This window comes from Mesorhizobium sp. 2RAF45, from assembly GCF_052115225.1.
Classification (GTDB): Bacteria; Pseudomonadota; Alphaproteobacteria; order Rhizobiales; family Rhizobiaceae; genus Mesorhizobium; species Mesorhizobium jarvisii.
The window spans coordinates 657,377-680,035 of the sequence record NZ_JBFRGG010000001.1 but is presented as its reverse complement, the minus strand read 5'-3'; the positions used below and the strand labels follow the sequence as shown (position 1 = coordinate 680,035).

General features: G+C 63.8%; 23 protein-coding genes, 1 other RNA gene and 1 pseudogene. 11 read left to right on the top strand and 14 right to left on the bottom strand.

The window, feature by feature from the left end:
- Positions 1-127 precede the first annotated feature (127 nt).
- On the top strand, positions 128-4,120 hold the full coding sequence (locus AB4Z43_RS03365; RefSeq protein WP_441935902.1) for an AsmA family protein: 3,993 nt from the start codon (positions 128-130) through the stop codon (positions 4,118-4,120).
- Positions 4,121-4,186: 66 nt separating this feature from the next.
- Here the strand turns inward: AB4Z43_RS03365 and AB4Z43_RS03360 are convergent, their stop codons facing one another.
- From AB4Z43_RS03360 to AB4Z43_RS03350, 3 genes are all read right to left on the bottom strand, one after another.
- Positions 4,187-5,074, bottom strand: a complete 888-nt coding sequence (locus tag AB4Z43_RS03360; protein WP_441935900.1) for a sigma-70 family RNA polymerase sigma factor — start codon at positions 5,072-5,074, stop codon at positions 4,187-4,189.
- A gap of 32 nt (positions 5,075-5,106) precedes the next feature.
- Positions 5,107-5,412 carry a hypothetical protein gene (locus AB4Z43_RS03355; protein WP_441935898.1) on the bottom strand — a complete coding sequence of 102 codons (306 nt, stop codon included), beginning with the start codon at positions 5,410-5,412 and terminating at the stop codon, positions 5,107-5,109.
- Positions 5,413-5,536: 124 nt separating this feature from the next.
- Positions 5,537-5,983, bottom strand: a complete 447-nt coding sequence (locus tag AB4Z43_RS03350; RefSeq protein WP_019859036.1) for a MarR family winged helix-turn-helix transcriptional regulator — start codon at positions 5,981-5,983, stop codon at positions 5,537-5,539.
- A 140-nt stretch (positions 5,984-6,123) separates the two neighbouring features.
- Here AB4Z43_RS03350 and AB4Z43_RS03345 point away from each other — a divergent pair, with 140 nt between their 5' ends.
- Positions 6,124-7,920 (top strand): chloride channel protein, encoded by a 1,797-nt coding sequence (locus AB4Z43_RS03345; protein ID WP_083246787.1) that lies wholly within the window; start codon positions 6,124-6,126, stop codon positions 7,918-7,920.
- Here the strand turns inward: AB4Z43_RS03345 and AB4Z43_RS03340 are convergent.
- The 4 genes from AB4Z43_RS03340 to AB4Z43_RS03325 form a co-directional block, all read right to left on the bottom strand.
- Entirely contained in the window at positions 7,917-8,144 is a 228-nt protein-coding gene (locus AB4Z43_RS03340; protein ID WP_019859034.1) for a ribbon-helix-helix domain-containing protein, read from the bottom strand. The genes AB4Z43_RS03345 and AB4Z43_RS03340 overlap by 4 nt on opposite strands.
- Before the next feature lie 10 nt (positions 8,145-8,154).
- On the bottom strand, positions 8,155-8,349 hold the full coding sequence (locus tag AB4Z43_RS03335) for a DUF4169 family protein (RefSeq protein ID WP_441935895.1): 195 nt from the start codon (positions 8,347-8,349) through the stop codon (positions 8,155-8,157).
- A gap of 16 nt (positions 8,350-8,365) precedes the next feature.
- On the bottom strand, positions 8,366-8,902 hold the full coding sequence (locus AB4Z43_RS03330) for an SspB family protein (RefSeq protein ID WP_019859031.1): 537 nt from the start codon (positions 8,900-8,902) through the stop codon (positions 8,366-8,368).
- Between the two features lie 146 nt (positions 8,903-9,048).
- Positions 9,049-9,738, bottom strand: a complete 690-nt coding sequence (locus AB4Z43_RS03325; protein WP_441935893.1) for a TetR/AcrR family transcriptional regulator — start codon at positions 9,736-9,738, stop codon at positions 9,049-9,051.
- A 186-nt stretch (positions 9,739-9,924) separates the two neighbouring features.
- On the opposite strand from AB4Z43_RS03325, the gene AB4Z43_RS03320 reads away from it, so the two are divergent.
- Positions 9,925-11,130 carry a multidrug effflux MFS transporter gene (locus AB4Z43_RS03320; protein WP_019859029.1) on the top strand — a complete coding sequence of 402 codons (1,206 nt, stop codon included), beginning with the start codon at positions 9,925-9,927 and terminating at the stop codon, positions 11,128-11,130.
- Positions 11,131-11,175: 45 nt separating this feature from the next.
- On the opposite strand, the gene AB4Z43_RS03315 is transcribed toward AB4Z43_RS03320, so the two are convergent.
- A complete protein-coding gene (locus AB4Z43_RS03315; RefSeq protein WP_038647676.1) occupies positions 11,176-11,727 on the bottom strand; it encodes an AAA family ATPase in 552 nt (183 codons plus the stop codon).
- Positions 11,728-11,839: 112 nt separating this feature from the next.
- Positions 11,840-12,200: a transfer-messenger RNA gene (gene ssrA / locus AB4Z43_RS03310) on the bottom strand.
- 169 nt (positions 12,201-12,369) lie between these two features.
- On the opposite strand from ssrA, the gene AB4Z43_RS03305 reads away from it, so the two are divergent.
- Positions 12,370-12,681 (top strand): DUF2853 family protein, encoded by a 312-nt coding sequence (locus AB4Z43_RS03305; protein ID WP_064983857.1) that lies wholly within the window; start codon positions 12,370-12,372, stop codon positions 12,679-12,681.
- 180 nt (positions 12,682-12,861) lie between these two features.
- Positions 12,862-13,656 (top strand): thymidylate synthase, encoded by a 795-nt coding sequence (locus AB4Z43_RS03300; protein ID WP_019859027.1) that lies wholly within the window; start codon positions 12,862-12,864, stop codon positions 13,654-13,656.
- A 12-nt stretch (positions 13,657-13,668) separates the two neighbouring features.
- Here AB4Z43_RS03300 and AB4Z43_RS03295 read toward each other — a convergent pair whose 3' ends face one another.
- Positions 13,669-13,857, bottom strand: coding sequence for a TOBE domain-containing protein (locus tag AB4Z43_RS03295; protein WP_441935891.1), 189 nt, complete (start codon positions 13,855-13,857; stop codon positions 13,669-13,671).
- A 231-nt stretch (positions 13,858-14,088) separates the two neighbouring features.
- On the opposite strand from AB4Z43_RS03295, the gene modA reads away from it, so the two are divergent.
- The 6 genes and pseudogenes from modA to AB4Z43_RS03265 all read left to right on the top strand — a co-directional run.
- Positions 14,089-14,883 carry a molybdate ABC transporter substrate-binding protein gene (gene modA, locus AB4Z43_RS03290; protein ID WP_019859025.1) on the top strand — a complete coding sequence of 265 codons (795 nt, stop codon included), beginning with the start codon at positions 14,089-14,091 and terminating at the stop codon, positions 14,881-14,883.
- A gap of 20 nt (positions 14,884-14,903) precedes the next feature.
- Entirely contained in the window at positions 14,904-15,608 is a 705-nt protein-coding gene (gene modB, locus AB4Z43_RS03285; protein WP_038647670.1) for a molybdate ABC transporter permease subunit, read from the top strand.
- Complete coding sequence (gene modC / locus AB4Z43_RS03280; protein WP_441935888.1) at positions 15,605-16,717, top strand: molybdenum ABC transporter ATP-binding protein; 1,113 nt, start codon at positions 15,605-15,607, stop codon at positions 16,715-16,717. The genes modB and modC overlap by 4 nt, the downstream gene beginning before the upstream one ends.
- Positions 16,718-16,808: 91 nt before the next feature.
- Entirely contained in the window at positions 16,809-17,150 is a 342-nt protein-coding gene (locus AB4Z43_RS03275) for a winged helix-turn-helix domain-containing protein (RefSeq protein WP_010910183.1), read from the top strand.
- 302 nt (positions 17,151-17,452) lie between these two features.
- A complete protein-coding gene (locus AB4Z43_RS03270) occupies positions 17,453-18,073 on the top strand; it encodes a hypothetical protein (RefSeq protein ID WP_441935886.1) in 621 nt (206 codons plus the stop codon).
- Positions 18,064-18,199 (top strand): annotated as a pseudogene (locus AB4Z43_RS03265) (molybdenum ABC transporter ATP-binding protein); the annotation flags it as partial. The gene AB4Z43_RS03270 and the pseudogene AB4Z43_RS03265, both read left to right, overlap by 10 nt.
- Positions 18,200-18,260: 61 nt before the next feature.
- Here AB4Z43_RS03265 and AB4Z43_RS03260 read toward each other — a convergent pair.
- The 4 genes from AB4Z43_RS03260 to AB4Z43_RS03245 are packed head-to-tail and all read right to left on the bottom strand — an operon-like array spanning position 18,261 to position 22,600.
- Positions 18,261-19,190: a D-ribose ABC transporter substrate-binding protein gene (locus AB4Z43_RS03260; RefSeq protein ID WP_019859021.1), complete on the bottom strand. Its 930-nt coding sequence runs from the start codon at positions 19,188-19,190 to the stop codon at positions 18,261-18,263.
- A 56-nt stretch (positions 19,191-19,246) separates the two neighbouring features.
- Entirely contained in the window at positions 19,247-20,401 is a 1,155-nt protein-coding gene (locus AB4Z43_RS03255) for an ABC transporter permease (RefSeq protein ID WP_064983859.1), read from the bottom strand.
- A complete protein-coding gene (locus AB4Z43_RS03250; RefSeq protein ID WP_019859018.1) occupies positions 20,364-21,944 on the bottom strand; it encodes a sugar ABC transporter ATP-binding protein in 1,581 nt (526 codons plus the stop codon). The genes AB4Z43_RS03255 and AB4Z43_RS03250 overlap by 38 nt, the downstream gene beginning before the upstream one ends.
- Positions 21,941-22,600: a DUF2291 family protein gene (locus tag AB4Z43_RS03245; RefSeq protein WP_441935884.1), complete on the bottom strand. Its 660-nt coding sequence runs from the start codon at positions 22,598-22,600 to the stop codon at positions 21,941-21,943. Before AB4Z43_RS03245 ends, AB4Z43_RS03250 begins: the two co-directional genes overlap by 4 nt.
- Positions 22,601-22,659: the final 59 nt, after the last annotated feature.

Sequence of the window (22,659 nt, the reverse complement as noted above, 5' to 3'; positions counted from 1 at the left end):
AATCTCCGCTTTTGCCGGATTTGTTTCAGATCGACCGGGATGACGCAATACTGGATGAATTGCCTCTTTATCGACACGCGGATGCGGGTAGAGTGCGGCTGAATTTCAATCAACCTGTTCGGAGCTGATGCTCGCACGCCTGTTCGTGATCTTCGGTGGCCTGTTCGTGCTGGTGCTGTGCGCGGCGCTGGTTGTTCCGTACTTTGTCGACTGGACCGGCTACCGCGCCCAGTTCGAGCGCGAGGCAAGCGCCATTCTTGGCCGCAAGGTGACCGTGCAGGGCGACGCCACGGCAAGGCTGTTGCCGTTCCCGTCGGTGACCTTCTCCAACGTTGCCGTTGCCGGTGGCCCCAATGGCCAGCCGGCCATGACCGTCGAGACGTTTTCGATGGATGCGGAACTGGCGCCCTTCCTGCGCGGCGAGGTGCTGATCTTCGACATGCGGCTGGTGCATCCGAAGGCGACCATCGATATTGCCAATGACGGCACCGTCGACTGGGCGATGCGGCCGTCCTCGCCCTTCGACCTCAACCAGATCTCGATCGAGAAGCTGACGGTGACGGAAGGGCAGATCGAACTGCGCCATGCCGCCGGCGGACGCAGCCATATCTTCTCCGAGATCAATTCGACCATTTCGGCCAAGTCGCTGGCCGGCCCGTGGCGCATGGACGGCACGTTGCGGCTCGACGGATTGCGCACCACGGTCGCGGCGTCGACCGGCAAGGCCGAAGGCAACGGCCAGATGCGGCTGCGGCTGAAGGCCGATCCCGACGCCTATCCGCTGGTGATCGAAACCGACGGTAATGCCGGCATCGTCAAGGGTGCCGCTGTCTATTCCGGCCAGTTCAAGATCTCCGGCGCCGATAAGAATTCAGCCCAATTGCGCGGCACCGATGGCGAGACGGTGAAGGTCAGCGCCGGCAAGCCCGATCCGGGCTTTCGGTTGAACGGCAAGTTCTCGCTTGACCACCAGAAGCTTGGCGTCGACGAGTTCCGTTTCGAGACGGGACCGCTGGACAATCCCTACACGGCCGACGGCAAGGCTTCTGTCGATCTCGGCCAGAAGCCGAATTTCGCCATCGAGGCCAATGGCGCGCAGGTGCAGTTCGACGAGGCCGTGGGCGCAGAGGCCGGCGCCGGCCTGACGCTCGACCAGCGCATTGCCGGGCTCGAGCAGGCGCTGATCGCTCTGCCGAAGCCGACCATCCCCGGCACCGTCGAGGTCAAGCTGCCGGCCGTGGTGGCCGGCGACACCACGGTGCGCGACGTGCATCTGTCCGCCGAGCCGGCCGAGGGCGGCTGGTCGGTGAAATCGCTGGCCGCGACCTTGCCCGGACGCACCACGCTGGAAGCCGATGGCATGCTCAGCGTCGAGGGCCATTTCGGCTTCACCGGCTCGCTGCTGCTGGCCGTGGCGCAACCATCCGGTTTTGCCGCCTGGCTGTCGAAAGATGTCGACGAGGCGATCCGCCGTCTGCCCGCCGCAGGCTTCAAGGCCAAGGTCGACCTGACCGAAAAGCGCCAGGCCTTCAGCGATCTCGAACTGATCCTGGGCAAAGCGAAATTCTCCGGCCGTATCGATTCCAGCCAGCCTGACGAAGCCAGGCCATCGGTGCTGATGCGGCTCGAAGGCGGTGAACTCGATGTCGATGGGCTGGCGGCCTTCGCCTCGATCTTCGTCAGCGACAAGGGCGCCAACCGCTTTGCCGACCGCGATCTCGATTTCCAGATCAAGGCCGGGCCGGTCAGCGCCGGCGGGTTGACCGCCGACACGGTCGATACCGCGCTCAGGCTGCGTGACGGCTTGCTTGAAGTCGATCGGCTGTCGGTCGGCGGACTGGCCGGCGCCTCGATCAGCGCCACGGGCCGGATCAAGGATTTCCCGGCGAGCCCGACCGGCAAGCTCGACGCATCGGTTGTCGCTGTGGACCTCAAGCCGCTGATCGACGTCGCCGCGCAGCATTATCCGGACAATGCGGTGCTGAAGGGGCTGGCGAGCCGCGCTGCCGCCTATCCCGACCTGTTCCAGGATGCACGCGTCGACCTTGTGGCGAGTGCCGCCGACAATGGCGATGGCACGACCGGCCTGGCGGTGAGTGGGCAGGGCAAGGCCGGCGGCTCGGCCTTTTCGGCCTCGCTGTCGGGGAAGGGCGCGCCGGACAAGCTTCTCGAGGCGCCGGTGACACTGACCTTCAACGCCAAGAACCCCGACGCCACCGCGCTGCTCGCGCTTTACGGCCTGCCGGCGCTGCCGCTCGGCATGCTGGGCGAGGCAACAACCGACATTCAGGCCAAAGGCACATTGGGCGGTGGGCTGGCGACGACTTTTAGCCTTGCCGGCAATGACTTCAAGGCCAGCTTCGAGGGAACCGTTGCCGACACGCCGCAAGGGCCTGCCGCCAAGGGCAAGATCAATCTCGATGCGGCCGACATCGAACCGTGGCTGATGACGTCGGGCATCGGCCTGCCGGGCATGGGGGCGGGCATGTCGACGTCGCTTTCGGCGCAGGGCGATTACGGCAACGGCCTGCTGGTGCTGGACAATGTCAGCGGCGCGATCAACGAGGCGGCGGTGTCCGGCGACGTCAACATCGACGCCAAGGACGGCGTGCTGCATCTGGCGGGCGCGCTGGCACTCGACGAGCTCGATCTCGATCCGATGGCCGTGGCGCTGTTCGGCGATTCCGCTTTCCTTGTTGACAAAGACGGCGCCGACAAAAATGCGGCTGACAAGACCGCGAGCGACAAGAGCGGCTCCTGGCCGGCAGCACCCTTCAGCCAGAAGTCCAGCCTGCCGTTTACCGCCGCACTCGACCTGACGACGGCGGCGCTTGCCGCCGGATCGTTCGCCACCGCCTATGACGCCGCTTTTTCGCTGAGGCTCGACCAGGAAGGCATCCGCGTTTCGGACCTGAAGGCGAAATTTCTTGGCGGAGCGCTGACCGGCCTGTTCGAATTGAAGAACAATGAGGGCACCGGGCTTTTCACTGGCCAGATGAAGCTGGCTGGCGCCGATCTGGCGAACGTGCTGCCGGATACCGGAATCGGCGGCGTCGGCGATTTCTCGACGACGCTGTCGACCAGCGGCAAGTCGGTCGAAGCGATGATCGCCGCCCTGTCGGGGTCCGGCACGGCGACGCTCAAGGGGTTGCAGGTGGCGGGCGTCAATCCCGATGCGTTCAACGCTTTGCTGGCCAAGGCGGACGAGATCGGGCGCGACATCGACGCGGCCAAGACAGCGGGCTTTGCGCCCGAGGTCGCTGCCGATGGCAATTTCCCCGCCGGGAATGCCGACATCGCTTTCACGATTGCCGGCGGCACGCTGAGGGTACCGCCGATCAGCCTCGAAAACCCGGCGGCGACCTTGTCCGCCGATGTCACGGCCGATCTCAACACCAGCACGGTTTCCGCCAAGGGCGCCATTACCTATCGGCCCGGCGACGAGGCGCTGGTCGGTTCCGAACCGATCGTCAATTTCACCGCCGAGGGGCCGTTCGGCGCCGTCAAACGGCAGTTCGACAGCGAGCCTTTGGCGCAGTTCCTGACCCAGCGCGCGCTGGAGAAGGAGCAGCAGCGCGTCGAGGCGATGCAGGCGGCGTTGCTGGAGAAGCAGCGCCTGCGGCGCGAAGTCCGCTATTACGCGGCACTGCAGGACGCGCGCGACAAGGCTGCCGAGGAACTGCGCCAGCAAGAAGAGGCGGCGCGGCTGAAAGCGGAGGCCGACGCCAAGGCGAAAGCGGAGGCCGAGGCCCAGGCGCAGGCCGAAGCGGAGGCCAAGGCGAAGGCCGACGCAGAGGCGAAGGCCCAAGCGGACGCTGATGCCAAGGCCAAGGCCGAAGCGGATGCAAAGGCAAAGGCTGATGCCGATTCCAAGGCCGCGGCCGAGCAGAAGGCCGCCGACGAAGCGGCCAAGGCGGAGCAGGAGAGGCAGAAGGCGGAAGAGGCGATGCGCATCGCCACGCAGGAAAAGGCCAGGCTGGAAGCCGAGCGCAAGGCCGCCGAACAGGCGCCCAAGGCCGAGCCTGAGCCGTTGCCGGAAGCCAACGACAACCCGCCGCCGCCAGCCAAGCCGAAGTCCAATCCGTTCACGATCGACAATTTGTTGAAGTCGTTGCAGTAGCAGTAGGGCAGTAGGGCAGTAGGGCAGTAGGGCAGTAGGGCGAGGCCTTCCCGTCCCGAAATCGTTTCAAAGAACGAGCAGTTCGGCGCTGTCGGCGATATAGCGGGCGTGGCGGAAATCGCGGATGGCGGCGAGCCTGCCGTCGTGCCAGGCCAGCAGGATGAAATAGGCGGGTCGGGCCGTCGGGTCGTTGGGGTCGCGGACGAGGATTGCTGGCCTGTTTTCAACGAAGCCGGGCACGAGATGCCAATCGCGCACCCGGGAATAGTTGCCGAAATAGGTGCCGACTTCCTTGCGGCCGTTGAGCCGTGTCTTGGCTACCAGTTCGAGCCGCACCTCTTCTGCCAGCATGTCGCGCACCGCGTCGAAATCACGGGCATTGAAGCGATCGATGTAGGCGTTGAGCAACTGACGTTCCGCGGCGCCCAGTCTCGGGAGAGGGCGGTCGTCGGGCTCGTGCGCAATCTGGCGCAGGCGGTCGCGGCCGCGATGCAGCGCGGCCTTGACCGCGGGGATGCTGGTATCGAGCGTGGCGCTGATCTCCTGCAGGGAATAGCCCAGAACGTCCATCATGATGACGCTGCTTCGCTGCGTGACGGGAAGGCGCATGAAAGTATGCAGCCCCGCGGAAGCGGCCTGGCGATCGATGGTGGGATTCGCCGGGTCGGCGATCATGTCCAAATCCTCGTCGGAATAGGCCTTTTCGCGGGCGCGGCGGCGCAGGAAATCGAGCGCCGCATTGTGGGCGATGCGAAACAGCCAGCCTTCCGGGTTGGCGATCGGGCCGGCAACGGACAGGGCCTCGATCGCCTTGGCCAGCGCCTCCTGCAACACATCCTCGCCATCGAAGACCGAGCCGGTCATGCGGGCACAGTAGCGGTGCAGCTTGGGGCGCAATTCCCCAAACAGGCGCTCAAAGAGCCCATGCTGCCCGCCAGGAATGGGAATGTTCATGAGCCTCCGTTCTGTGACCTCATCTTCCTCGATCACGCATTCAGCATCCGGTAGCTGCCCACCACGGTCACCTCGTCGCGTTGCGGAGGTTCGCTGCAGCGATCCCTGAAGCCGCTTTGAAAAGCCTCGAATGTGGCCAGGCCGGTGATGCTATCAGAATGCGCATCGGTGTGCGTTTCGACCAGGTGGATGAATGTCCCATCGGCGGCGCGCAACGTCATGTAGCGGACGCCGTCCGGCGATTTGTCGCGCAATTCCTGGAAAACGGCCTGGATCAGCCGCTCGTTCTCATCGGCTCGTTCGGGCTTCATCTTGTAGAGTATCAGATGGCGTTTCATCGCAGGTCTTCCTCTCGATTGCCTTGCGCCCTTTGGGCCTCTCATCGCCTAGACGATGCCGGGAAGCCAAAAGATGCGGGCGCCCGAAAAATAAAGGTGCCATCCAGCGCAGGATGCCGAAGCGTCACTCGCGGCCCTGATCGAGTAAGCGCCTCAGCATGGGCTCGATGCGCGAAAGCTCATCGAGATGCGCCGCTGACAGTTCGGCCAGGCAATCGTCGGCGCGTTCGGTCAGCCGCAGCAGCACGCGGCGATGGTCGTCCTTGTCCTGGTCCCGCACGACCAGTCCGGCGTCGCTCAGACGATTGATCAGCTCGACGGCGCTGTGATGGCGGATGCGCAGGCGCTCCGCCAGATCGCCGACCGTCACCGATCCGCCGCCCGGATAGCCCTTGATCGCCAGCAAGGCCTGATGCTGGCGCGGCGTCAGGCCGGCATCTTCCGCCTGCAGCTGACTGAATTCGAGGAAGCGGCGGATCAGATAGCGAAACTCGGACAGCCGCTGGTAGTCGGCCAGTTCGATGGCGGGGCGAGATTTTCCGGGCTGCGTCATTCCAGACATTTGTTCCATTCCGGCCAAAGGCTCAAACGGTTTTGATGCAAAACCAGCTTGAATTTATATCGTGTTACGATACATAGCGAGCCGACAAGCCGGCCGGCGTCTTCGCCGTGCCGCATATTCGAGATCCGGCCGCCGCCAGAAAGCCCGCCATGAAGCCCTCCGAAAACAGCCATCTCAGGGATTTCACCACCGACGCGCGGGTATTGACCATCGCGACCATCGCCGTGGTGGTCGCCACGGCGGGGCTGTTCGCCGGTATCGTGCTTTTGAAACTGATCCGGCTTGCCACCAACGTTGCCTATTTCGGCCAGTTCACGTTCGCCGAGCTGAAATTGCAGGATACGCCGCTTGGGCTTGCCGCGGTGGTGGTGCCGGTCATCGGCGCCCTGATCATCGGCCTGATGGCTAGATATGGCAGCGAGAAGATCCGTGGCCATGGCATTCCCGAAGCGATCGAGGCGATCCTGCTCGGGCGCTCGAAGCTCGATGCCAAAGTGGCGATCCTGAAGCCGTTGTCGTCGGCGATCTCGATCGGCTCCGGCGGGCCGTTCGGCGCCGAGGGCCCGATCATCATGACCGGCGGCGCGATCGGCTCGCTGATCGCGCAGATGCTGCCGGTCACCGACAACGAACGCAAGACGCTGCTGGTGGCAGGCGCGGCAGCGGGCATGACCACCGTGTTCGGGACGCCGATCGCGGCCATCATGCTGGCGGTGGAACTGCTGCTGTTCGAATGGACGCCGCGCTCCTTCATCCCCGTGGCGGTTGCGGCGATCATTGCCGAGGTCGAGCGTACCGCGCTGCATCTGCCTCAGCCGATCTTTCCGTTTCAAGGCAGCATGGCGATCTCGTTCGTGGGGCTTGGCGGCTGGGTTCTGGTCGGCATCTGCGCCGGCCTCTTGTCGGGGCTGCTCACCCAGATGGTCTATGCCTGCGAGGACGCCTTCCAGAAACTGCCCATCCACTGGATGTGGTGGCCGATGATCGGCGGCCTGGTGGTCGGCATCGGCGGGCTGATCGAGCCGCGGGCGCTCGGCGTTGGTTACGACAACATCGCCGACATGCTGGATGGTCGAACGGTCGCAGCCGCCGCACTGCTGCTGTTGGCGGTCAAGGCCATCATCTGGTCGGTGGCGCTCGGTTCGGGAACATCAGGGGGCGTGCTGGCGCCGCTGTTGATCATGGGTGGCGCAATGGGGGCGGTGCTCGCCGGCATCCTGCCCGCGGCGGATCCCGGCTTCTGGGCGCTGCTTGCAATGTCGGCGACCATGGGCGGCACGATGCGGGCACCGCTGACGGCGACGTTCTTCGCCGTGGAACTGACCGGCAACACGCATGTGCTGGTGCCGCTGATCGCGGCTTGTGCCGCGGCGCATGCCGTCACCGTGCTCCTGATGAAGCGGTCGATCCTGACCGAAAAGATAGCCAGGCGAGGGCACCACCTCGTGCGCGAATACCGCGTCGACCCGTTCGCGCTGACCAGGGTGCGCGAGGTGATGACGGCGCAGGTCGAGAGCGTGCCGGCGACGATGACGCTGCATGGCGCCGCCGCCTTCCTGACCGCGCCGGAAACCCGGCATCCGAGCTTCCCGGTGATCGACGAGAACAGGCGGGTGCTCGGTCTCATCGATCCGCCGGCTATCCTGCGCTGGCGCCGTGCCGGCAAGCACAGGACGACGACGCTCGGCGACCTGCTTGCTGGAAGCAAGGTGACGCTCGCTTTTCCCGAGGAGTATCTCGAAGGCCTCTCCGACAAGCTGTTGATGGCCAATGTCTCGCATCTGCCAGTCGTGACCCGCGAAAGCCTGCAACTGGTCGGCTATGTCGGCTGGAAGGATCTGATGCGCGTGCGGTCGAGAAAACAGGCCGAGGAACGCGACCGTTCGACCTTGCTTGGCTTCGGTTCCAGGCGCGGGAAAAAGGCGGACGCGGTCGAGGGCGTCTAGTCCAAGCTGGCTCCGCGCTTCGCCCATTCCAGCACATGCAGCCGCAGCGCCGAGGACAGGTTGGTCTCGCGGGGCCGTGTCTCATCGACTTCGGCGACAAGCGCGGCCAGCGTCAGCTTTCTCGCCGCCGCGATGGCGACGAGGTCGTCATAGAAGGGCTTTTCGAGGGAATAGCTGGTGCGATGGCCGCGAATGGTCACCGAGCGCTTTTCGACGACGCTCACGGCCGAATACTCACTGCTTATCTTTGCCGGACGGGTCGAGGCGATGGCCGGCGACAAATTTTTCAGCCTTGTCGGCATTCAACCGGTCGCGTTGCTTGTCCGCCTTGGAACGGCCATGCAGGGCCCGGTTCTGTTCGGCGAGGCGCGTTTTCTCGTCCCGCGCCTTCTGCTTGCGAGCCTGGCGGAGATTGACGATGTCGGCCATGGCGCGGACCGCGAACCTATTTCTTGCGGAAGGCGTCGAGCGAAACCACTTCGGCGCCCTTGGCGCCGGCCTCGGTCGCGGCGGGCTTCTTCTCCGGCTCGGCGGCAGCCTTTTTCTCGGCCTTCGGCTTCTTCTCGGAAACGATGGTCAGCGTCTCGGGCGCCGGCTGGGCCGGTTCCTCTTCAGGCTGCGCATCGGTCTTGACGTCGAACTCGAGCTCGAAATTCACCGAGGGATCATAGAAGCCACGCACGGCCGAGAACGGGATTTCAAGTTTCTCCGGCACGTCCGAGAAGGACAGGCCAACCTCGAAGCCGGTGTCGGTCACCTTGAGGTCCCAGTACTGGAACTGGATGACGATGGTCATCTGCTCGGGATAGCGCTCGCGCAGGCGCGACGAGACGCGCACGCCGGGCGCGCCGGTCAGGAAGGTGATGAAGAAATGATGGTTGCCGGGGAGGCCGGTGCGTGCGACCTCGGCCAGGACCTTGCGCATGACGCCGCGCAACGCCTCCTGGGCCAGAATGTCGTAGCGGATGTGGTCGTCGGCCATGTGGTGGTCGGGTTCCGTTGAATCGTCCGCATAGCTGTAATCAAGCTTGAGCGCGGCGTAAACCTGATATAGCCCACCGTCGCGTCGAAGCGAGGACTATTGCCAACGATTTGATCGGCAAGTCGGCTTACCGGCAATCGCAAATGTTATGCGTTGGCCAGCGCAGTGTGCTTTTTGACGCTGCCCGGGGAAGGGCGCTTGCCGAAAGCGCGCAGGAAGGTGCGCACGCCATTCGTCGCCGATTGCACCACTTCGTCCTCGCGCGGCGTGCCGCCGAGCATGAAGGTGGTCTGCAGTTCGGCATTGACCAGGCCGAAGAACTGGCGCGCCGCGACGTCGGGGTCGTCGATCGTCAGGTAACCGCCATAGGCGAGGCGGGCGAAGCGGGCGGCGATTGCCGGCAACGTCGTGCCCGGACCCTGTTCGCGCCATTCGGCAAACAGTTCGGGGTAGCGTTCGCCTTCGGTCTGGATCAACTTGCGCAGGAATTTTCCGTCGCGATTGCAGATGCAGTTCTGATTCAGGCGCACGGCAAAGCCGATCAAATCCGCTTCGAGATCGCCGGGCTGGTCAGGAAAGGTGGCAATGGTGGCGAAGATGCCGACATTGCAGCGATCGGTGAGGTCGCGCACCACGGCCATGAAGAGCTTTTCCTTGTCGCCATGGTGGTTGTAGACGGTCTGGCGCGAGACGCCGGCCTCGGCGGCGATCAGGTCGATATTGGCGCCGGCGAAGCCTTCGCGGCAGAACACGCCAGCGGCGGCGTCGATGATCGACAGGCGCTTGGCCTCATGGCCGCGTGGCGGGAAAGTGTCAGGAGAAACGCTCGCTCTCATCAAAATCTATATAGAGGTGATTGACGATTTAGACAAGACTGTCTAAATTTGTGGACATGCGATAAAGAGATTTCGCGCCGGGAGACGACAAGATTCGCTGCTGGAGTGTCGGAACCTCACGGGATGGAACGTCCTAGGTCAGACGTCGCTTGGCGGCGGCAACCAGATTCGAAAGAAGCCAATATCATGAGTCCCAAATTCCTCCGCATCGCGGTCGTGCTCGGCCTGTTGTCCGCCATCGGCCCCTTCGCGATCGACATGTATCTTCCCGCTTTGCCGTCGATCGGCGCGGATCTGCACGCCGGCACCGCCGCCGTGCAGATGAGCCTGCTGATCTTCTTCCTGTCGATGGGCTTCGGCCAGATCGTCGTCGGGCCGATCTCCGACATGGTCGGCCGCAAGCTGCCGCTCTATGGCGGTCTTGCGCTGTTCATGGTCGGCGGCATCGGTTCGGCGATGGCGCCGACCATCGAATGGCTGATCGCCTTCCGCTTCCTGCAGGGCCTCGGCGCCAGCGCCGGCATGGCCGTGCCGCGCGCCATCGTGCGCGACCTGCATACGGGCAATGAGGCGGCCAAGCTGATGTCCTTGCTGATGCTGGTGTTTTCGGTGTCGCCGATCCTGGCGCCGCTGACCGGCAGCCAGATCATCGAGAATTTCGGCTGGCGCGCCGTGTTCTGGACAGTGACCGGGGCAGCGGCCCTTGCCACCATCCTGCTCGCGACCTCGCTCAAGGAAACGCGGCCGGCGGCAGAGCGCGTCGGTTCCTCCTTCGGCACCGCGCTTGCCGGCTACCGCTTCCTGATGGGTGACCGCAACTTCCTTGGCCTAGTGGCGATCGCCGGTTTCGGCATTGCGAGCTTTTTTGTCTATCTGTCGAGCTCGTCCTTCATCCTGATCGACCATTACGGGCTGTCGCCTTCGGTCTACAGCGTGTTCTTCTCGATCAATGCGGTGGCCTTCATCGGCATGTCGCAACTGACGGGCCTGCTGGCCGAGCGTTTCGGGCTGCGGCGCGTGGTGCGTGTCGCGGTGACCGGCTACGCCTCGACGATGGTGGTGCTGCTCGCGATCATGGCGACGGGCGTCGATCGGCTCGACGTGATGGCAGCCCTGCTGTTCGTCGGCTACGGCTTCCTTGGCCTGGTCATTCCGACCACCTCGGTGCTGGCCATGGAAGAGCACGGCGAGATCGCCGGCACGGCCTCGGCGCTGATGGGCACGCTGCACTTCGCCATCGGCGCGCTCGCCATGGGCGTCGCCGGCGTATTCTTCGACGGCACGCCGCTGCCAATGGTCGCCGGCATCACGTTGTGCGCGGTAATTTCCTTCACGCTGGCCAAGGTCACGCTCGGCCGTTCGCGCGAGGCGGTCGAAGCGCCGGCGGAATAGGCACTGCTCGCAAGCGCATGAAAAGGCCGGGTTTTCCCGGCCTTTTCATTTCAGCCCTGCCTCGGCCAATACGAAACGCAACCGTGTCTCGACCGGAACCAGGGGCAGCGCAACAAGTTCGTAACCCAGCTCCGTATAGACGCCGGCCATCGCATGGTAGGTGCGCTCGGCCTCGTCTGAAGTCTGCTTGCGTTCTTCGTCCTGCGCAAAAATGTCCGGCCAGGGCGGAGCGACGAACACGCGCGGATTGTAGCGCAGGCGCTTGGCGGCGGCACTGATGTGTTCTGCCACGGGCAGGCCGCTCAGCCTGAGATAGCCGAGCGTGTCCGGCACGCCGCGATCGAAGAAAACCGGTCCCTTCTGCTCGATCGCGTCCCGATATGAGCGCATCTCCCACGACAGCATGAGTTCGGCGAACAGCGCGCGGTCGCTCCAGGGCAGGGCGGTTCCGCCTATCGAGGACTGGTCGCGGATGATGCCGCGTCCGGCTTCAACGGAAGTCGCAAAGCCCGCCCGACGCAGGGCTGTGATCAAAGTGGTCTTGCCGGAGCCCGGACCACCGGTCAGCACGAAGAGTCGATCGGAATCGTTTTGCATTTTTGCCCATGGAGAAAAAGACACGCGAGCGGCGGCTTAGCGGCCCGAGGCCGTGCGAAGTCCGGACGGCAAAAGCGGCCGTTGCGCATGACGTGGATCGAGGGAGGGGAGAAGTGGAGGTTTCTGTTGCCAGGTACCTCCGAACCCCGCCTAGAAGTGCGAACCCCTAGGGCTTGATTTGAAGCTATCGCACTGCATTAAGCAGCGAGACGTGCTTCCGCATAGTTGTCGTTGGCAACTATAAGTTTAGCCCGATGACGGTGGTACAATGCCGGGCAAAAGTACGATCTTTACACCTTCGTCGATCCTATTTCGCCCCCAGCAAAAACCGCTCTGTCGTCAACAGCGGCTTTTGGTGGAGGCGCCGGGTACCGCCCCCGGGTCCGAACGGCTTATTTCATCGCCCATTTATCGCCATAGTCGGTCAAGCCGACAAATCGAATATAGGGGGCGTTCGCCGGAAATGAAAGGCCGCAATGAGGCTTTGTCCCTGTGTCAAATTGCGACGGCAAGGGTTGACTTGGGCGCGGTCACAACGGAAGCTTTGCGAGCGGTGAGGAGTAACCGACCTAGCGCACGGATTGCGAAGCGCGCCACAGCCCTCATCGATCGGATCCGTGGCGCCGACGAGGGGAATTTTTGATGGCCGACTATCTTGCGGATGTGAAGAAGTACGACGCGGGCGCCAGTGCCGACGCGGTCGAAAAGATCGTCAAGCATCTGGGCATTGCGCTGAGGAACCGCGATTCCTCGCTGGTGTCCTGCACAGACCCGAAGGAGCTCGAGCGCGTCAAGGAGAGCTGGGTGGCCAAGAAGCTCGGCGTCAGCGATGGGGCGAAAGCCGACGCGTCGATCGAGAAGACCTGCAAGGCGATGCACGCCGACAACACCAAGAGCCGCGTGACCTTCTATTATCTGGTGGCCAAGGATCTGGGCAAACTCGGCTCGCTCTGAGAGGTCTGACAATTTCTGTTCTGGCGACCGATCGGCACGGTTTTATGCGCTTTCGGTCCGCCAGCGCGGGTTCTGAAGAGCGCTCCGCTTCATGTCCGGGTGGGGAAAGAATCTCAGACAGGCGTGGCGCCGGCGCGCTCATGCGCTATGATTGGTGAAATCTCGAATCGAGCTGGACCGATGCGCCAATATCTCGACCTCTTGCGGCATGTGCTGGACAACGGCGCCGATCGCGGCGACCGCACCGGCACCGGCACGCGCTCCGTCTTCGGCTACCAGATGCGTTTCGACCTGGCGCGCGGCTTTCCGGTCACCACGACCAAGAAGCTGCACCTGAAGTCGATCATCCATGAGCTCCTGTGGTTCCTGGCCGGCGACACCAACATCAAATACCTGACCGACCACGGCGTCACGATCTGGGACGAATGGGCGGACGAGAATGGCGACCTTGGCCCCGTTTACGGCAGGCAGTGGCGTTCCTGGCCGGACGGCCATGGCGGCTCGATCGACCAGATCGCGGGCCTTCTCAAGGAGATACGCCGCAATCCTCAATCGCGCCGGCTGATCGTTTCGGCCTGGAACCCGGCCGAGGTGGAGGCGATGGCGCTGCCGCCCTGCCACTGCCTGTTCCAGTTCTACGTGTCCGAAGGCCGGCTGTCCTGCCAGCTCTACCAGCGTTCGGCCGATATCTTCCTCGGCGTGCCGTTCAACATCGCGTCCTACGCGCTGCTGACGCTGATGGTGGCGCAGGTGACCGGGCTGAAGCCGGGCGATTTCGTCCACACGCTGGGCGATGCGCATCTCTATTCGAACCACTTTGAACAGGCGCGCGAGCAATTGCAGCGCACGCCGAGGGCGCTGCCGACGATGTGGATCAATCCGGAGGTGAAGGACCTGTTCGCCTTCCGCTTCGAGGATTTCCGGCTGGAAAACTATGTCGCCGATGCCTCGATCAAGGCGCCCATCGCCGTTTGAGCCGCAGACGGCTCAGTCGATGCCGACCATTACGTCCGAGGCCTTGACCACGGCATAGGCCTGCTTGCCCTTTTCGAGCTTGAGGTCGGCGACGGCCTCGTTGGTGATCGAGGCGGTGACGATGGCGCCGCTGCCGATGTCGATCCTGACATGCGACGTGGTGGCTCCTTTGACGATCTCGGTGATCGTTCCCTTGAGCACGTTGCGGCGCTGATCTTCATTGGGCTCTCCGTTGCTTTCATGCAGGCCGTTCTCGCAAAACCGAGGTCACTTTTGGGCGACATGCATTGGGTTTCCTGCTCGTCTTACCAGAACGATCGGTGGGGCATAGGCGTTTTCGCGAGCCGCCGGGCCTTCCCTTGTTATATTCATGCGGATATATCGATCGGCAGGCTTCGCGCCGCACGGATTTCCAACCAGGGAGAGTTTTCGATGACGCGCAAGGGCTTCGGGTTGAAGGCGATCGCCATTGGCGGTCTTGCGGCGACGGCGATGGCAGCGATGCCGGCCGCACATGCGCAAGACAAGGTCGTGGTTTTCGCGGCGGCCAGCCTCAAGGACGCGCTCGACGCGGTCAACAAGGCTTGCGAGGCCGATGTCGGCGAGGCCGCGACTGTTTCCTATGCGGCAAGCTCGGCACTGGCCAAGCAAATCGAAGGCGGAGCGCCGGCCGACGTCTTCATCTCGGCCGATCTCGACTGGATGAAATATCTTTCCGACAAGAAGCTGACCAAGCCCGATACCGAGGTGAAGCTGCTCGGCAACGAGATCGTGCTGGTAGCGCCAAAGGATTCGACGGTCGAGACGAAGATCGAGAAGGGTTTCGACCTCGCCAAGCTGGTCGGCGACGGCAAGCTCGCCATGGGCGACTTCAAGGCGGTGCCGGCCGGCAAGTACGGCAAGGCGGCACTGGAATCGCTCGGCGTCTGGTCCTCGGTCGAAAGCAAGGTGGCGCAGGCCGAGAACGTGCGTGCGGCGCTCAAGCTGGTTTCGACAGGGGAGGCCGCTCTCGGCATCGTCTATGCCACCGACGCGCATGCCGACAAGGGCGTCAAGGTGGTCGGCACCTTCCCGGAGGATTCGCATCCGCCGATCATCTATCCGGTTGCCCAGACCGCCGATTCGAAGGACAAGGATACGACGGCTTTCCTGAAATGCCTGCAGTCCGCCAAGGCCGGCGCGCTCTTCAAGGAACAGGGTTTTACCGTGCTCACGCCGAGCAACTGAACAGGGCCTGATAGCGCAATATGACCTGGCTGCTGGACCTCACTCCCGACGAATGGAATGCGGTCCGGCTGTCCATCAAGGTGGCAACCGTGGCGATGCTCGCCAGCCTGCCGCCGGGCATAGCCATCGCGCTGCTGCTTGCCCGCGGACAATTCTGGGGCAAGACGCTGCTCAACGGCGTGGTTCACCTGCCGCTAATCCTGCCGCCTGTCGTGACCGGCTACCTCCTGCTTTTGACCTTCGGCAAGCGCGGCCCGGCCGGGGCCTTCCTGGCCGAGCATTTCGGCATCGTCTTCTCGTTTCGCTGGACGGGTGCGGCACTGGCCTGCGGCGTCATGGGCTTTCCCCTGATGGTGCGGGCAATCCGGCTGTCGATCGAAGCGGTGGACCGCAAGATGGAGGCGGCGGCGGGCACGCTTGGCGCCAATCCTTTGTGGGTGTTTGCCACCATCACTCTACCGCTGATCCTGCCCGGGCTGATCGCGGGCGCCATCCTGGCCTTCGCCAAGGCGATGGGCGAGTTCGGCGCCACCATCACCTTCGTCTCCAACATCCCCAACGAAACGCAGACGCTGCCCTCGGCGATCTACACTTTTACGCAGGTGCCGGGTGGCGATGAGGGAGCATTGCGGCTGACATTGATCTCGGTCGTCATCTCGATGGCGGCTTTGGTCGCCTCGGAAGTGCTGGCGCGACGGGTTGGGCGGCGGATGGACATCGAATGAGCGTCCGCGTCGACATCGGCCACCGGCTCGGCGATTTCGCCATCGAGGCGCGCTTCGAGAGCGCCGGGCGGCTCACCGCGCTGTTCGGGCCATCCGGCTCGGGCAAGACCACGCTCATCAACATGATCGCCGGGCTGATCCGACCCGACAAGGGCCGCATCGAGGTGGAGGGCCGTGCGCTGGTCGACACCGATGCCGGCATTTTCGTGCCGAAGCACAGGCGCCGCATCGGCATGGTGTTCCAGGACGCACGCCTGTTTCCCCATATGAGCGTGGCCAGCAATCTGCGCTACGGCCGCTGGTTCACGCCGGCCAAGGAGCGCTACGCCGACATGGATGCCGTCGTCGACCTGCTCGGCATCGGCCCGCTGCTGAACAGGCGCCCGGTGAAGCTCTCGGGCGGCGAGAAGCAGCGCGTGGCGATCGGCCGGGCGCTGCTCGCCAGCCCCAGATTGTTGCTCATGGACGAGCCGCTGGCATCGCTCGACGAGGCGCGCAAGGCCGAGATCCTGCCCTATATCGAACGGCTGCGCGATGAGACGAAGATTCCGATCGTCTATGTCAGCCATTCGGTCGCCGAGGTGGCGCGGCTGGCGAGCGACGTGGTGATGCTGGCGCAAGGCAAGGTCGTTGCCGGTGGCCCGACCCAAGTGGTGATGCAAAGGCTCGACCTGCTGCCGACGGAAGAGCGCGGCGAGGGCGGTGCGGTGCTGGACACCAAGGTTCTGCGCCACGACGAGACTTTCGGCATGACCGTGCTCGTCTCGGCCGCCGGAGAGATCCGCGTGCCGCGCCTGGCGATGAAAACCGGGGCTCCCGTGCGTGTCCGCATCCGTGCCCGTGATGTGATGATCGCTGCGGAGAAGCCGACAGGCCTCAGCGCGCTCAACATCCTGCCCGGCACGATCGTTGCGATCCGCCCGGGCGAAGGGCCGGCGGTCGAGGTCGACATCGATTGCAATGGCGCAACCGTGCTCGCCCGCATCACCGAACAGTCGCGGCAGGCGCTGGAACTGCGGCTCGGCGGCAAGGTTTTCGCCGTGGTCAAGACAGTGAGTTTCGACCGGGCCAACACCGGCGCCGGCCTGCCGCTCGAGGTCGATGGCTGACAGAAGCGGCGATCGCCGCTATATTGATTTGGAATAACGCTATCGCTGAAGTGGCTTCGGCAGGAGTCCTGGTGACCGCGGAGGAGCATAGATGCCATCGCTGAGCTTGCGGATAAATCTCGATCCCGACGGGCGGATCGGTCCGGGCAAGATCGAGCTTCTGGAGCAGATCGCCACCTTCGGCTCGATCTCGGCCGCCGCGCGCGGCATGGAGATGTCCTACAAGCACGCCTGGGATCTGGTGGAGGACATGAATCGGGTGTTCGGCAAGCCGCTGGTCGCCGCGCAGACCGGAGGCCGCAAGGGCGGCGGCGCGCAGCTGACGGCTATCGGCCTTGCGGTGGTCAGCCGTTTCCGCGCCATCGAGCGTGCGGCCACCGCGGCGGCGGCGACGCATATGGATGCACTGCAGGCGGAGATCGATGCGGGCTGAGAGGCGTCGGCGGAGCGAGGTTTCGCGCTGCCAACGCAATCGGGGCAGGTCACCGCGCGAACCAGATGCTGCGATCGTGCCGCCTACATTATCACCGCAATCCCCAGTCGCGATTGATTCCCACGCGCGACCATGATTGGTAGTTTCGCAACGCGACCAACGAGGAAATTGAGATGGACGCCGCTCCGCCAGAGTTCAACCGAAATGCCCTCGCTTCTCTTGTTGACGGCAAATCAACGCTTTAGGTGGGGCCTTTCACGAATCCGACTTTGCGCGGTCCAAACGTTAAATATTTCGACGTCATGGACAAACAAGGACTGATCAACAGGGCTAATGCGATCGGCTATGTCTACACCGTCCCGGTGGATATCGACTATGTTTCCAGCACCGGCGACTTGAGCATCGTGGACAAAAAGTTTGATTTTTGCCTGAGCAGTCACTGCGTCGAGCATCAACCAGACCTGATTTACCACTTGAATCAGGTCGCGAGGATTCTCACTGCGACAGGCAGATACCTCCTGATTATCCCGGACAAGCGCTACTGCTTCGACCATTTCATCGCAGAGAGTTCGATTGCCGATTTCATCGGCGCTCGAGGCAACAAAGTTCACACCGCAAAGAGCGTCATCGAACACATTGCTCTAGCCACGCATAATGATCCGGTTCGCCATTGGACCGGCGATCACGGGGTACCGAGATTTCGTCACAATCTGTCCAGTGTTTCCGTGGCCATGAGCCAGTACGACACCTCCGCTGGGGCCTACATCGATGTTCACGCTTGGCAATTTACACCTCAAAGTTTTCGCTCGGGAATAGAGGTGCTTTCCAATCTCGGCCTGATCGGGCTGGAAGTGGAGCAAGTCTATGCCACGCCGCACAACACTTTTGAGTTCTGCGCCATTTTGAAGCGACGGCTGGCGTAGAGAAGCAGCCCGTGGCGATGAGGCGGGCACTGCTCGCCAGACCCAGATTGCTGCTCATGGATGAGCCTCTGGCCTCGCTCGACGAGGCGCAAGGCCGAGATCCTGGCCTATATTGGGATGACGCGACCGTGCCGGCCCGCGACATAGGACAGAGGGGCGACCGAAAGGCCACCCCTCGTCGGTTTTCTTACTCCGAGAGCGTGAACGGAGCCGTGTACTTGTCGACATTGTCCTTGGTGATGAGGAGGCAATCGAACAGCTGCTTTTCGGTTGCGGCGCCGGTCTTGCCGGTCTTGATGAAGGAGTCCGCCTGCTGCACGGCTTTCGCCGAGTAGACCGCCACCGGCTGCAGCACGGTGTATTGCAGGTCACCGGCCTTGATGGCGGCGACAGCGTCCGGCGAGCCGTCGAAGCCGCCAACCTTGATGCTCGACAGTTTTCCGGCCTCCTTCAGCGCAGCGATCGCGCCGAGCGCCATCTCGTCATTGCCGCTGGTCACGCCGATGATGTCGGGATGGGCCTGGAGCAGGCTCTGCATCTTGTCGTGGCCCTGGGTGCGGTCCCAGTTGGCGACTTCCGAGCCGACCTTCTTGAGGTCGGGATACTGGCTGATAACGGTCTCGTAGCCGTTCGACCGTGTCGCGGCGTTGTTGTCGGAGGGGGCGCCGAGCAGCTCGACATAGTTGCCCTTCTCGCCGATGGCCGTCACCCATTGCTGGCCGCCGAGCGCGGCGCCCTGGGCGTTGTTCGAGACAAGCTGCGCCTTGGCGAGGCCCTCCTGGTTGATCTCGGCATTGACGAGGAAGACCGGGATGTTGGCGGCGATCGCCCTCTTGACCGCGCCGATCGAGCCGCTGGCATCGGCCGGATCAAGGATGATGGCTACGGACTTGTTGGTGATCGCCGTGTCGATCAGCTTGCTCTCGGTGTTGGTGTCGGCCTTGGAGGCGCCGACGGTCGCGGTGTAGCCGAGCTTTTCGGCTTCGGCCTTGGCGACATTGCCTTCGGTGAGCCAGTAGGGGTTGGCGGGGTCGATGACGATGATCGAGATGAGGCCGCTGGCCGACGCCGCGCTTGCCGCGACGATCGGTGCGGCCAGGGCGAAGGCCGAGAGCATCAGAATTCTGGCACTACGATACATAGAGTTCCTCCTTTGGTTAGCAATCGCGCCGGTCAACCGGCGGTCTTCTCGAGGGCGGGATCGGCCGTTGTGGCCTTGTCCTTTTGTGGAGAAGTGGGCGAGCCGCCGGCCGTGCTCGGAAGCTTGACGCGGCGGCGATACTGGATGGCGTTGAGCAGCACCGCCAACACGATGACCGCGCCGGTGAACACTGTTTGCCAATATGCAGAGACGCCGATGATCACCAGACCATCGGACAGGAAGCCGATGACGAAGGCGCCGACCAGCGTGCCGCGGATGTTGCCCCGGCCACCGGTGAGCGCCGCACCGCCGATGACGACCGCGGCAATTGCCGTGAGCTCGTAAGAGGTGCCGGCGGTCGGACCCGCCGAGGTCAGTTCGGAGGACAGGATGAGGCCGGCCACGGCGGCGCAGATGCCCGAGAGCATATAGACCGACACCTGCACCTGCTTGACCGGCACGCCGGAGAGTTCGGCGGCGCGTTCGTTGCCGCCGGAGGCGTAGAGCCAGCGGCCGAAGGCGGTGCGGTTGAGGATGATGCTGCCGATGATGGCGATGACGGCCATGACCAGCACGCCGATCGGGATGTCGAGCAGGCGGTTGAAGCCCAGCCATTCGAAGCCGGTGTTGCCGAGCTCCGGCTTGCCGCCGAGATCGTTGTAGGTCAGGCCATTGGTCATCAGCAGGGCCGCGCCACGCACGACGTAGAGCATGCCGAGCGTGGCGACGAAGGCGGGGACCTTCAGCCAGGCGATAAGGACGCCATTGACCAGACCGACCAGCGCGCCGAGCACGCAGACCAGCACCGCGACGACCCAGACCGGCGGGTAGAGGATGACGCCGAACGAGGTCAGCTGCACGCCCTGCATCAGGAAGCCGGCGATCACCCCGGAGAAGCCCAGCGTCGAGCCGACCGACAGGTCGATGCCGCCATTGAGGATGACCAGCAGCATGCCGACCGCCAGTATGCCGAAGATGGCGACATGCGAGGCCATGGTCAGGAAATTGCCGACCGAGAAATAGTAGGGAGACAGCAGCGAGAAGACGATGATGATGGCGATCAGCGCGAAGAAGGCGCGGCCCTCCAGTAAAAGCTTGGCCAGGCTGAAGCCGTCGGCCGAAACCCTCGGGGAGCGGCTGCGATCGGGGCTAGCGTCGGTCACGGTGGTGGCTCCTGTGTTCTTCATGGTCGGAGACCACGGCCTCGCCGGAAGCGGCCATGATCTCCTCCTTCGTGGCATCGGCACCGAATTCGGCCGAGATCCTGCCGCGATGCATGACGATGATCCGGTGCGCGATGCTCAGGCATTCGGCGACTTCCGAGGTCGAGAAGACGACGGCGAGCCCGCGCGCCGCCCGCTCGCTGAGCAGCCGGAACACCTCGGCCTTGGCGCCGATGTCGATGCCGCGGCTCGGCTCGTCCAGCAGCATGACCCTGGGATTGGTGGTCAGCATCTTGCCGATGACGACCTTCTGCTGGTTGCCGCCGGACAGCGAGCCGATAGGCGCGCTGCCGCCCGCGGTCTTGACGTGCACGTCACGGATGGAGGCTTCGACCAGCGTCCGCTCCTGCGAGCGCGACAACAGCATTCCCCTGACGAAAGCGCCGATGCTGGCGAGCGACAGGTTGGCGCCGACCGACATCGTCTGAACCAGGCCGTCACGCTGGCGATCCTCGGGCACCAGCACGAGCCCCCTGGCGATGCGCTCGGCGATGCCGAAGCGGGAGATGTCGTTGCCTCCGAGCAGGATGCGCCCGCCCGATGGCTGCAGGCGCCCGGCGATGCATTCCAGCAATTCGGTGCGCCCGGCGCCCATCAGCCCGTAGATGCAGACGATCTCGCCGCTGCGTACGGCAAGCGACAGCCTGTCGACCACGGAACGTTCCGAGCTCGATGCATCGGGGACACTGACATCCTCGACCGACAAGGCAACCTCGCCGAAGGCGTATCCGGTGGGCGGCGAGCCCAAATCGAAGTTCTCGCCCACCATGTTGCGGACGATCCATTCGAGGTTGATGTGCCTGGCGTTGGCCGTCGCGGTGATCGCGCCGTCGCGCAGCACCACGGCGTGGTCGGTGATCTGCAACGCCTCCTCGAGGTGGTGCGAGATATAGACGATCGAGACGCCGCGGGCCGTGAGGTCGCGGATCACCCTGAACAGCACCTCCACCTCGGTGGCGCTCAACGCCGAGGTCGGTTCATCCATGATCAGGATGCGTGAATCCACCGAGAGCGCGCGGGCGATCTCGACGATCTGCTGCTGTCCAAGGCGCAGGTCCTGAACCAGCGTCAGTGGATCGATGTCTTCCTCGAGGTCGGCCATCAGCCGCCGCGTCTGGCGGGCCTCCTCGGCGAAATCGACACCGGTCGCGCCGCGTATTTCCCGGCCCATGAAGATGTTGTCGCGCACGCTCAGATTGGGCGCGAGGCTGAGTTCCTGATGGATGATGGAGATGCCGCGATCGCGGGCGTCGGAGGCTGAGGAGAAGGTGACGGACTGGCCGTCGAGCTCGATGGTTCCCGATGTCGGCGTCGTCACGCCGGAGAGGATCTTCATCAATGTCGACTTGCCGGCGCCGTTTTCGCCGAACAGCGTCGTGACCTTGCCGCGGCGGATGTCGAAATTGACCCCTTTGAGCGCGTGCGTGCCACCATACGTCTTTACGATGTGGCGGGCCGCGAGCACGGTGTCGCCCGGCGCCGGCTCGAATTCGGGCGCCGCATTCATTGGACGCTCAGCTTCACCGGCGCGACCAGCCAGCCTTTGGGGTTGATCAGTTTGAAGACACCGACGACCGAGATGGTCTTGCCGGTGAGCTGGGTGTTGTCGATGGCCGACAGCACCTGCTTCTTCATCTCGTTGTTCAGGGCCGAGCCCGCATTCTGGTACTCGATCTGGTTGGTGAACTGGCCGAAGGTGATCGCGCCGGTGGCGTCGCGCAGATCGGTGCCGTTGATCGCCGGTCCGGTCTGGATGCGAATGACCAGATTGTCCGGGACGTCAGCCACCTTGACGGTGTAGATGCCCGACTTTCCCTCGCCGACGACGCCAGTGAACTTGACCGAGAATTCGGTGCCGACATTGGCCGGCACGCCATATTGTTTCTCCGCGGCCGCCTTGTCCTTGGCGATGGCGGCCGCAAGCGTCGGTGCATCGACGGCGCGCTGCTCGACGGCGGATTGCACGTTCGGAAATTCAGCCTTGCCGAACGCCTCCGGCGAAAACGCCGCCTTGCGGGTGTCTTCGGCCGAGCCGATCGTGACGATCTTGGTGTCGAGGATCATTGCGCCGAGCAGCGCCAGGATCGCGATCGCGACGGCCGCCCAGCGGACGCCTGGCGATCCTCGCCGGTTCATCGTGGTGGCTGCTGGCTGCGAACTCATGCTGTGACGACCTGTGTAGTGGCGGCGATGAGAGGTGGCATTTCGTTTTGTTGGCGCGA

Bases quoted from the DNA above. Each gene is read 5' to 3' on its own strand.
- AB4Z43_RS03250 (WP_019859018.1), bottom strand. From the start codon at position 21,944: ATGAATGCGGCGCCCGAATTCGAGCCGGCGCCGGGCGACACCGTGCTC.
- AB4Z43_RS03320 (WP_019859029.1), top strand. From the start codon at position 9,925: ATGAGTCCCAAATTCCTCCGCATCGCGGTCGTGCTCGGCCTGTTGTCC.
- AB4Z43_RS03345 (WP_083246787.1), top strand. From the start codon at position 6,124: ATGAAGCCCTCCGAAAACAGCCATCTCAGGGATTTCACCACCGACGCG.
- AB4Z43_RS03270 (WP_441935886.1), top strand. From the start codon at position 17,453: ATGGACAAACAAGGACTGATCAACAGGGCTAATGCGATCGGCTATGTC.
- AB4Z43_RS03325 (WP_441935893.1), bottom strand. From the start codon at position 9,738: ATGAGAGCGAGCGTTTCTCCTGACACTTTCCCGCCACGCGGCCATGAG.
- AB4Z43_RS03330 (WP_019859031.1), bottom strand. From the start codon at position 8,902: ATGGCCGACGACCACATCCGCTACGACATTCTGGCCCAGGAGGCGTTG.
- modC (WP_441935888.1), top strand. From the start codon at position 15,605: ATGAGCGTCCGCGTCGACATCGGCCACCGGCTCGGCGATTTCGCCATC.
- modA (WP_019859025.1), top strand. From the start codon at position 14,089: ATGACGCGCAAGGGCTTCGGGTTGAAGGCGATCGCCATTGGCGGTCTT.
- AB4Z43_RS03315 (WP_038647676.1), bottom strand. From the start codon at position 11,727: ATGCAAAACGATTCCGATCGACTCTTCGTGCTGACCGGTGGTCCGGGC.
- AB4Z43_RS03245 (WP_441935884.1), bottom strand. From the start codon at position 22,600: ATGAGTTCGCAGCCAGCAGCCACCACGATGAACCGGCGAGGATCGCCA.
- AB4Z43_RS03300 (WP_019859027.1), top strand. From the start codon at position 12,862: ATGCGCCAATATCTCGACCTCTTGCGGCATGTGCTGGACAACGGCGCC.
- AB4Z43_RS03350 (WP_019859036.1), bottom strand. From the start codon at position 5,983: ATGGAACAAATGTCTGGAATGACGCAGCCCGGAAAATCTCGCCCCGCC.
- AB4Z43_RS03355 (WP_441935898.1), bottom strand. From the start codon at position 5,412: ATGAAACGCCATCTGATACTCTACAAGATGAAGCCCGAACGAGCCGAT.
- AB4Z43_RS03305 (WP_064983857.1), top strand. From the start codon at position 12,370: ATGGCCGACTATCTTGCGGATGTGAAGAAGTACGACGCGGGCGCCAGT.
- AB4Z43_RS03365 (WP_441935902.1), top strand. From the start codon at position 128: ATGCTCGCACGCCTGTTCGTGATCTTCGGTGGCCTGTTCGTGCTGGTG.
- AB4Z43_RS03335 (WP_441935895.1), bottom strand. From the start codon at position 8,349: ATGGCCGACATCGTCAATCTCCGCCAGGCTCGCAAGCAGAAGGCGCGG.
- AB4Z43_RS03255 (WP_064983859.1), bottom strand. From the start codon at position 20,401: ATGAAGAACACAGGAGCCACCACCGTGACCGACGCTAGCCCCGATCGC.
- AB4Z43_RS03360 (WP_441935900.1), bottom strand. From the start codon at position 5,074: ATGAACATTCCCATTCCTGGCGGGCAGCATGGGCTCTTTGAGCGCCTG.
- AB4Z43_RS03275 (WP_010910183.1), top strand. From the start codon at position 16,809: ATGCCATCGCTGAGCTTGCGGATAAATCTCGATCCCGACGGGCGGATC.
- modB (WP_038647670.1), top strand. From the start codon at position 14,904: ATGACCTGGCTGCTGGACCTCACTCCCGACGAATGGAATGCGGTCCGG.
- AB4Z43_RS03260 (WP_019859021.1), bottom strand. From the start codon at position 19,190: ATGCTCTCGGCCTTCGCCCTGGCCGCACCGATCGTCGCGGCAAGCGCG.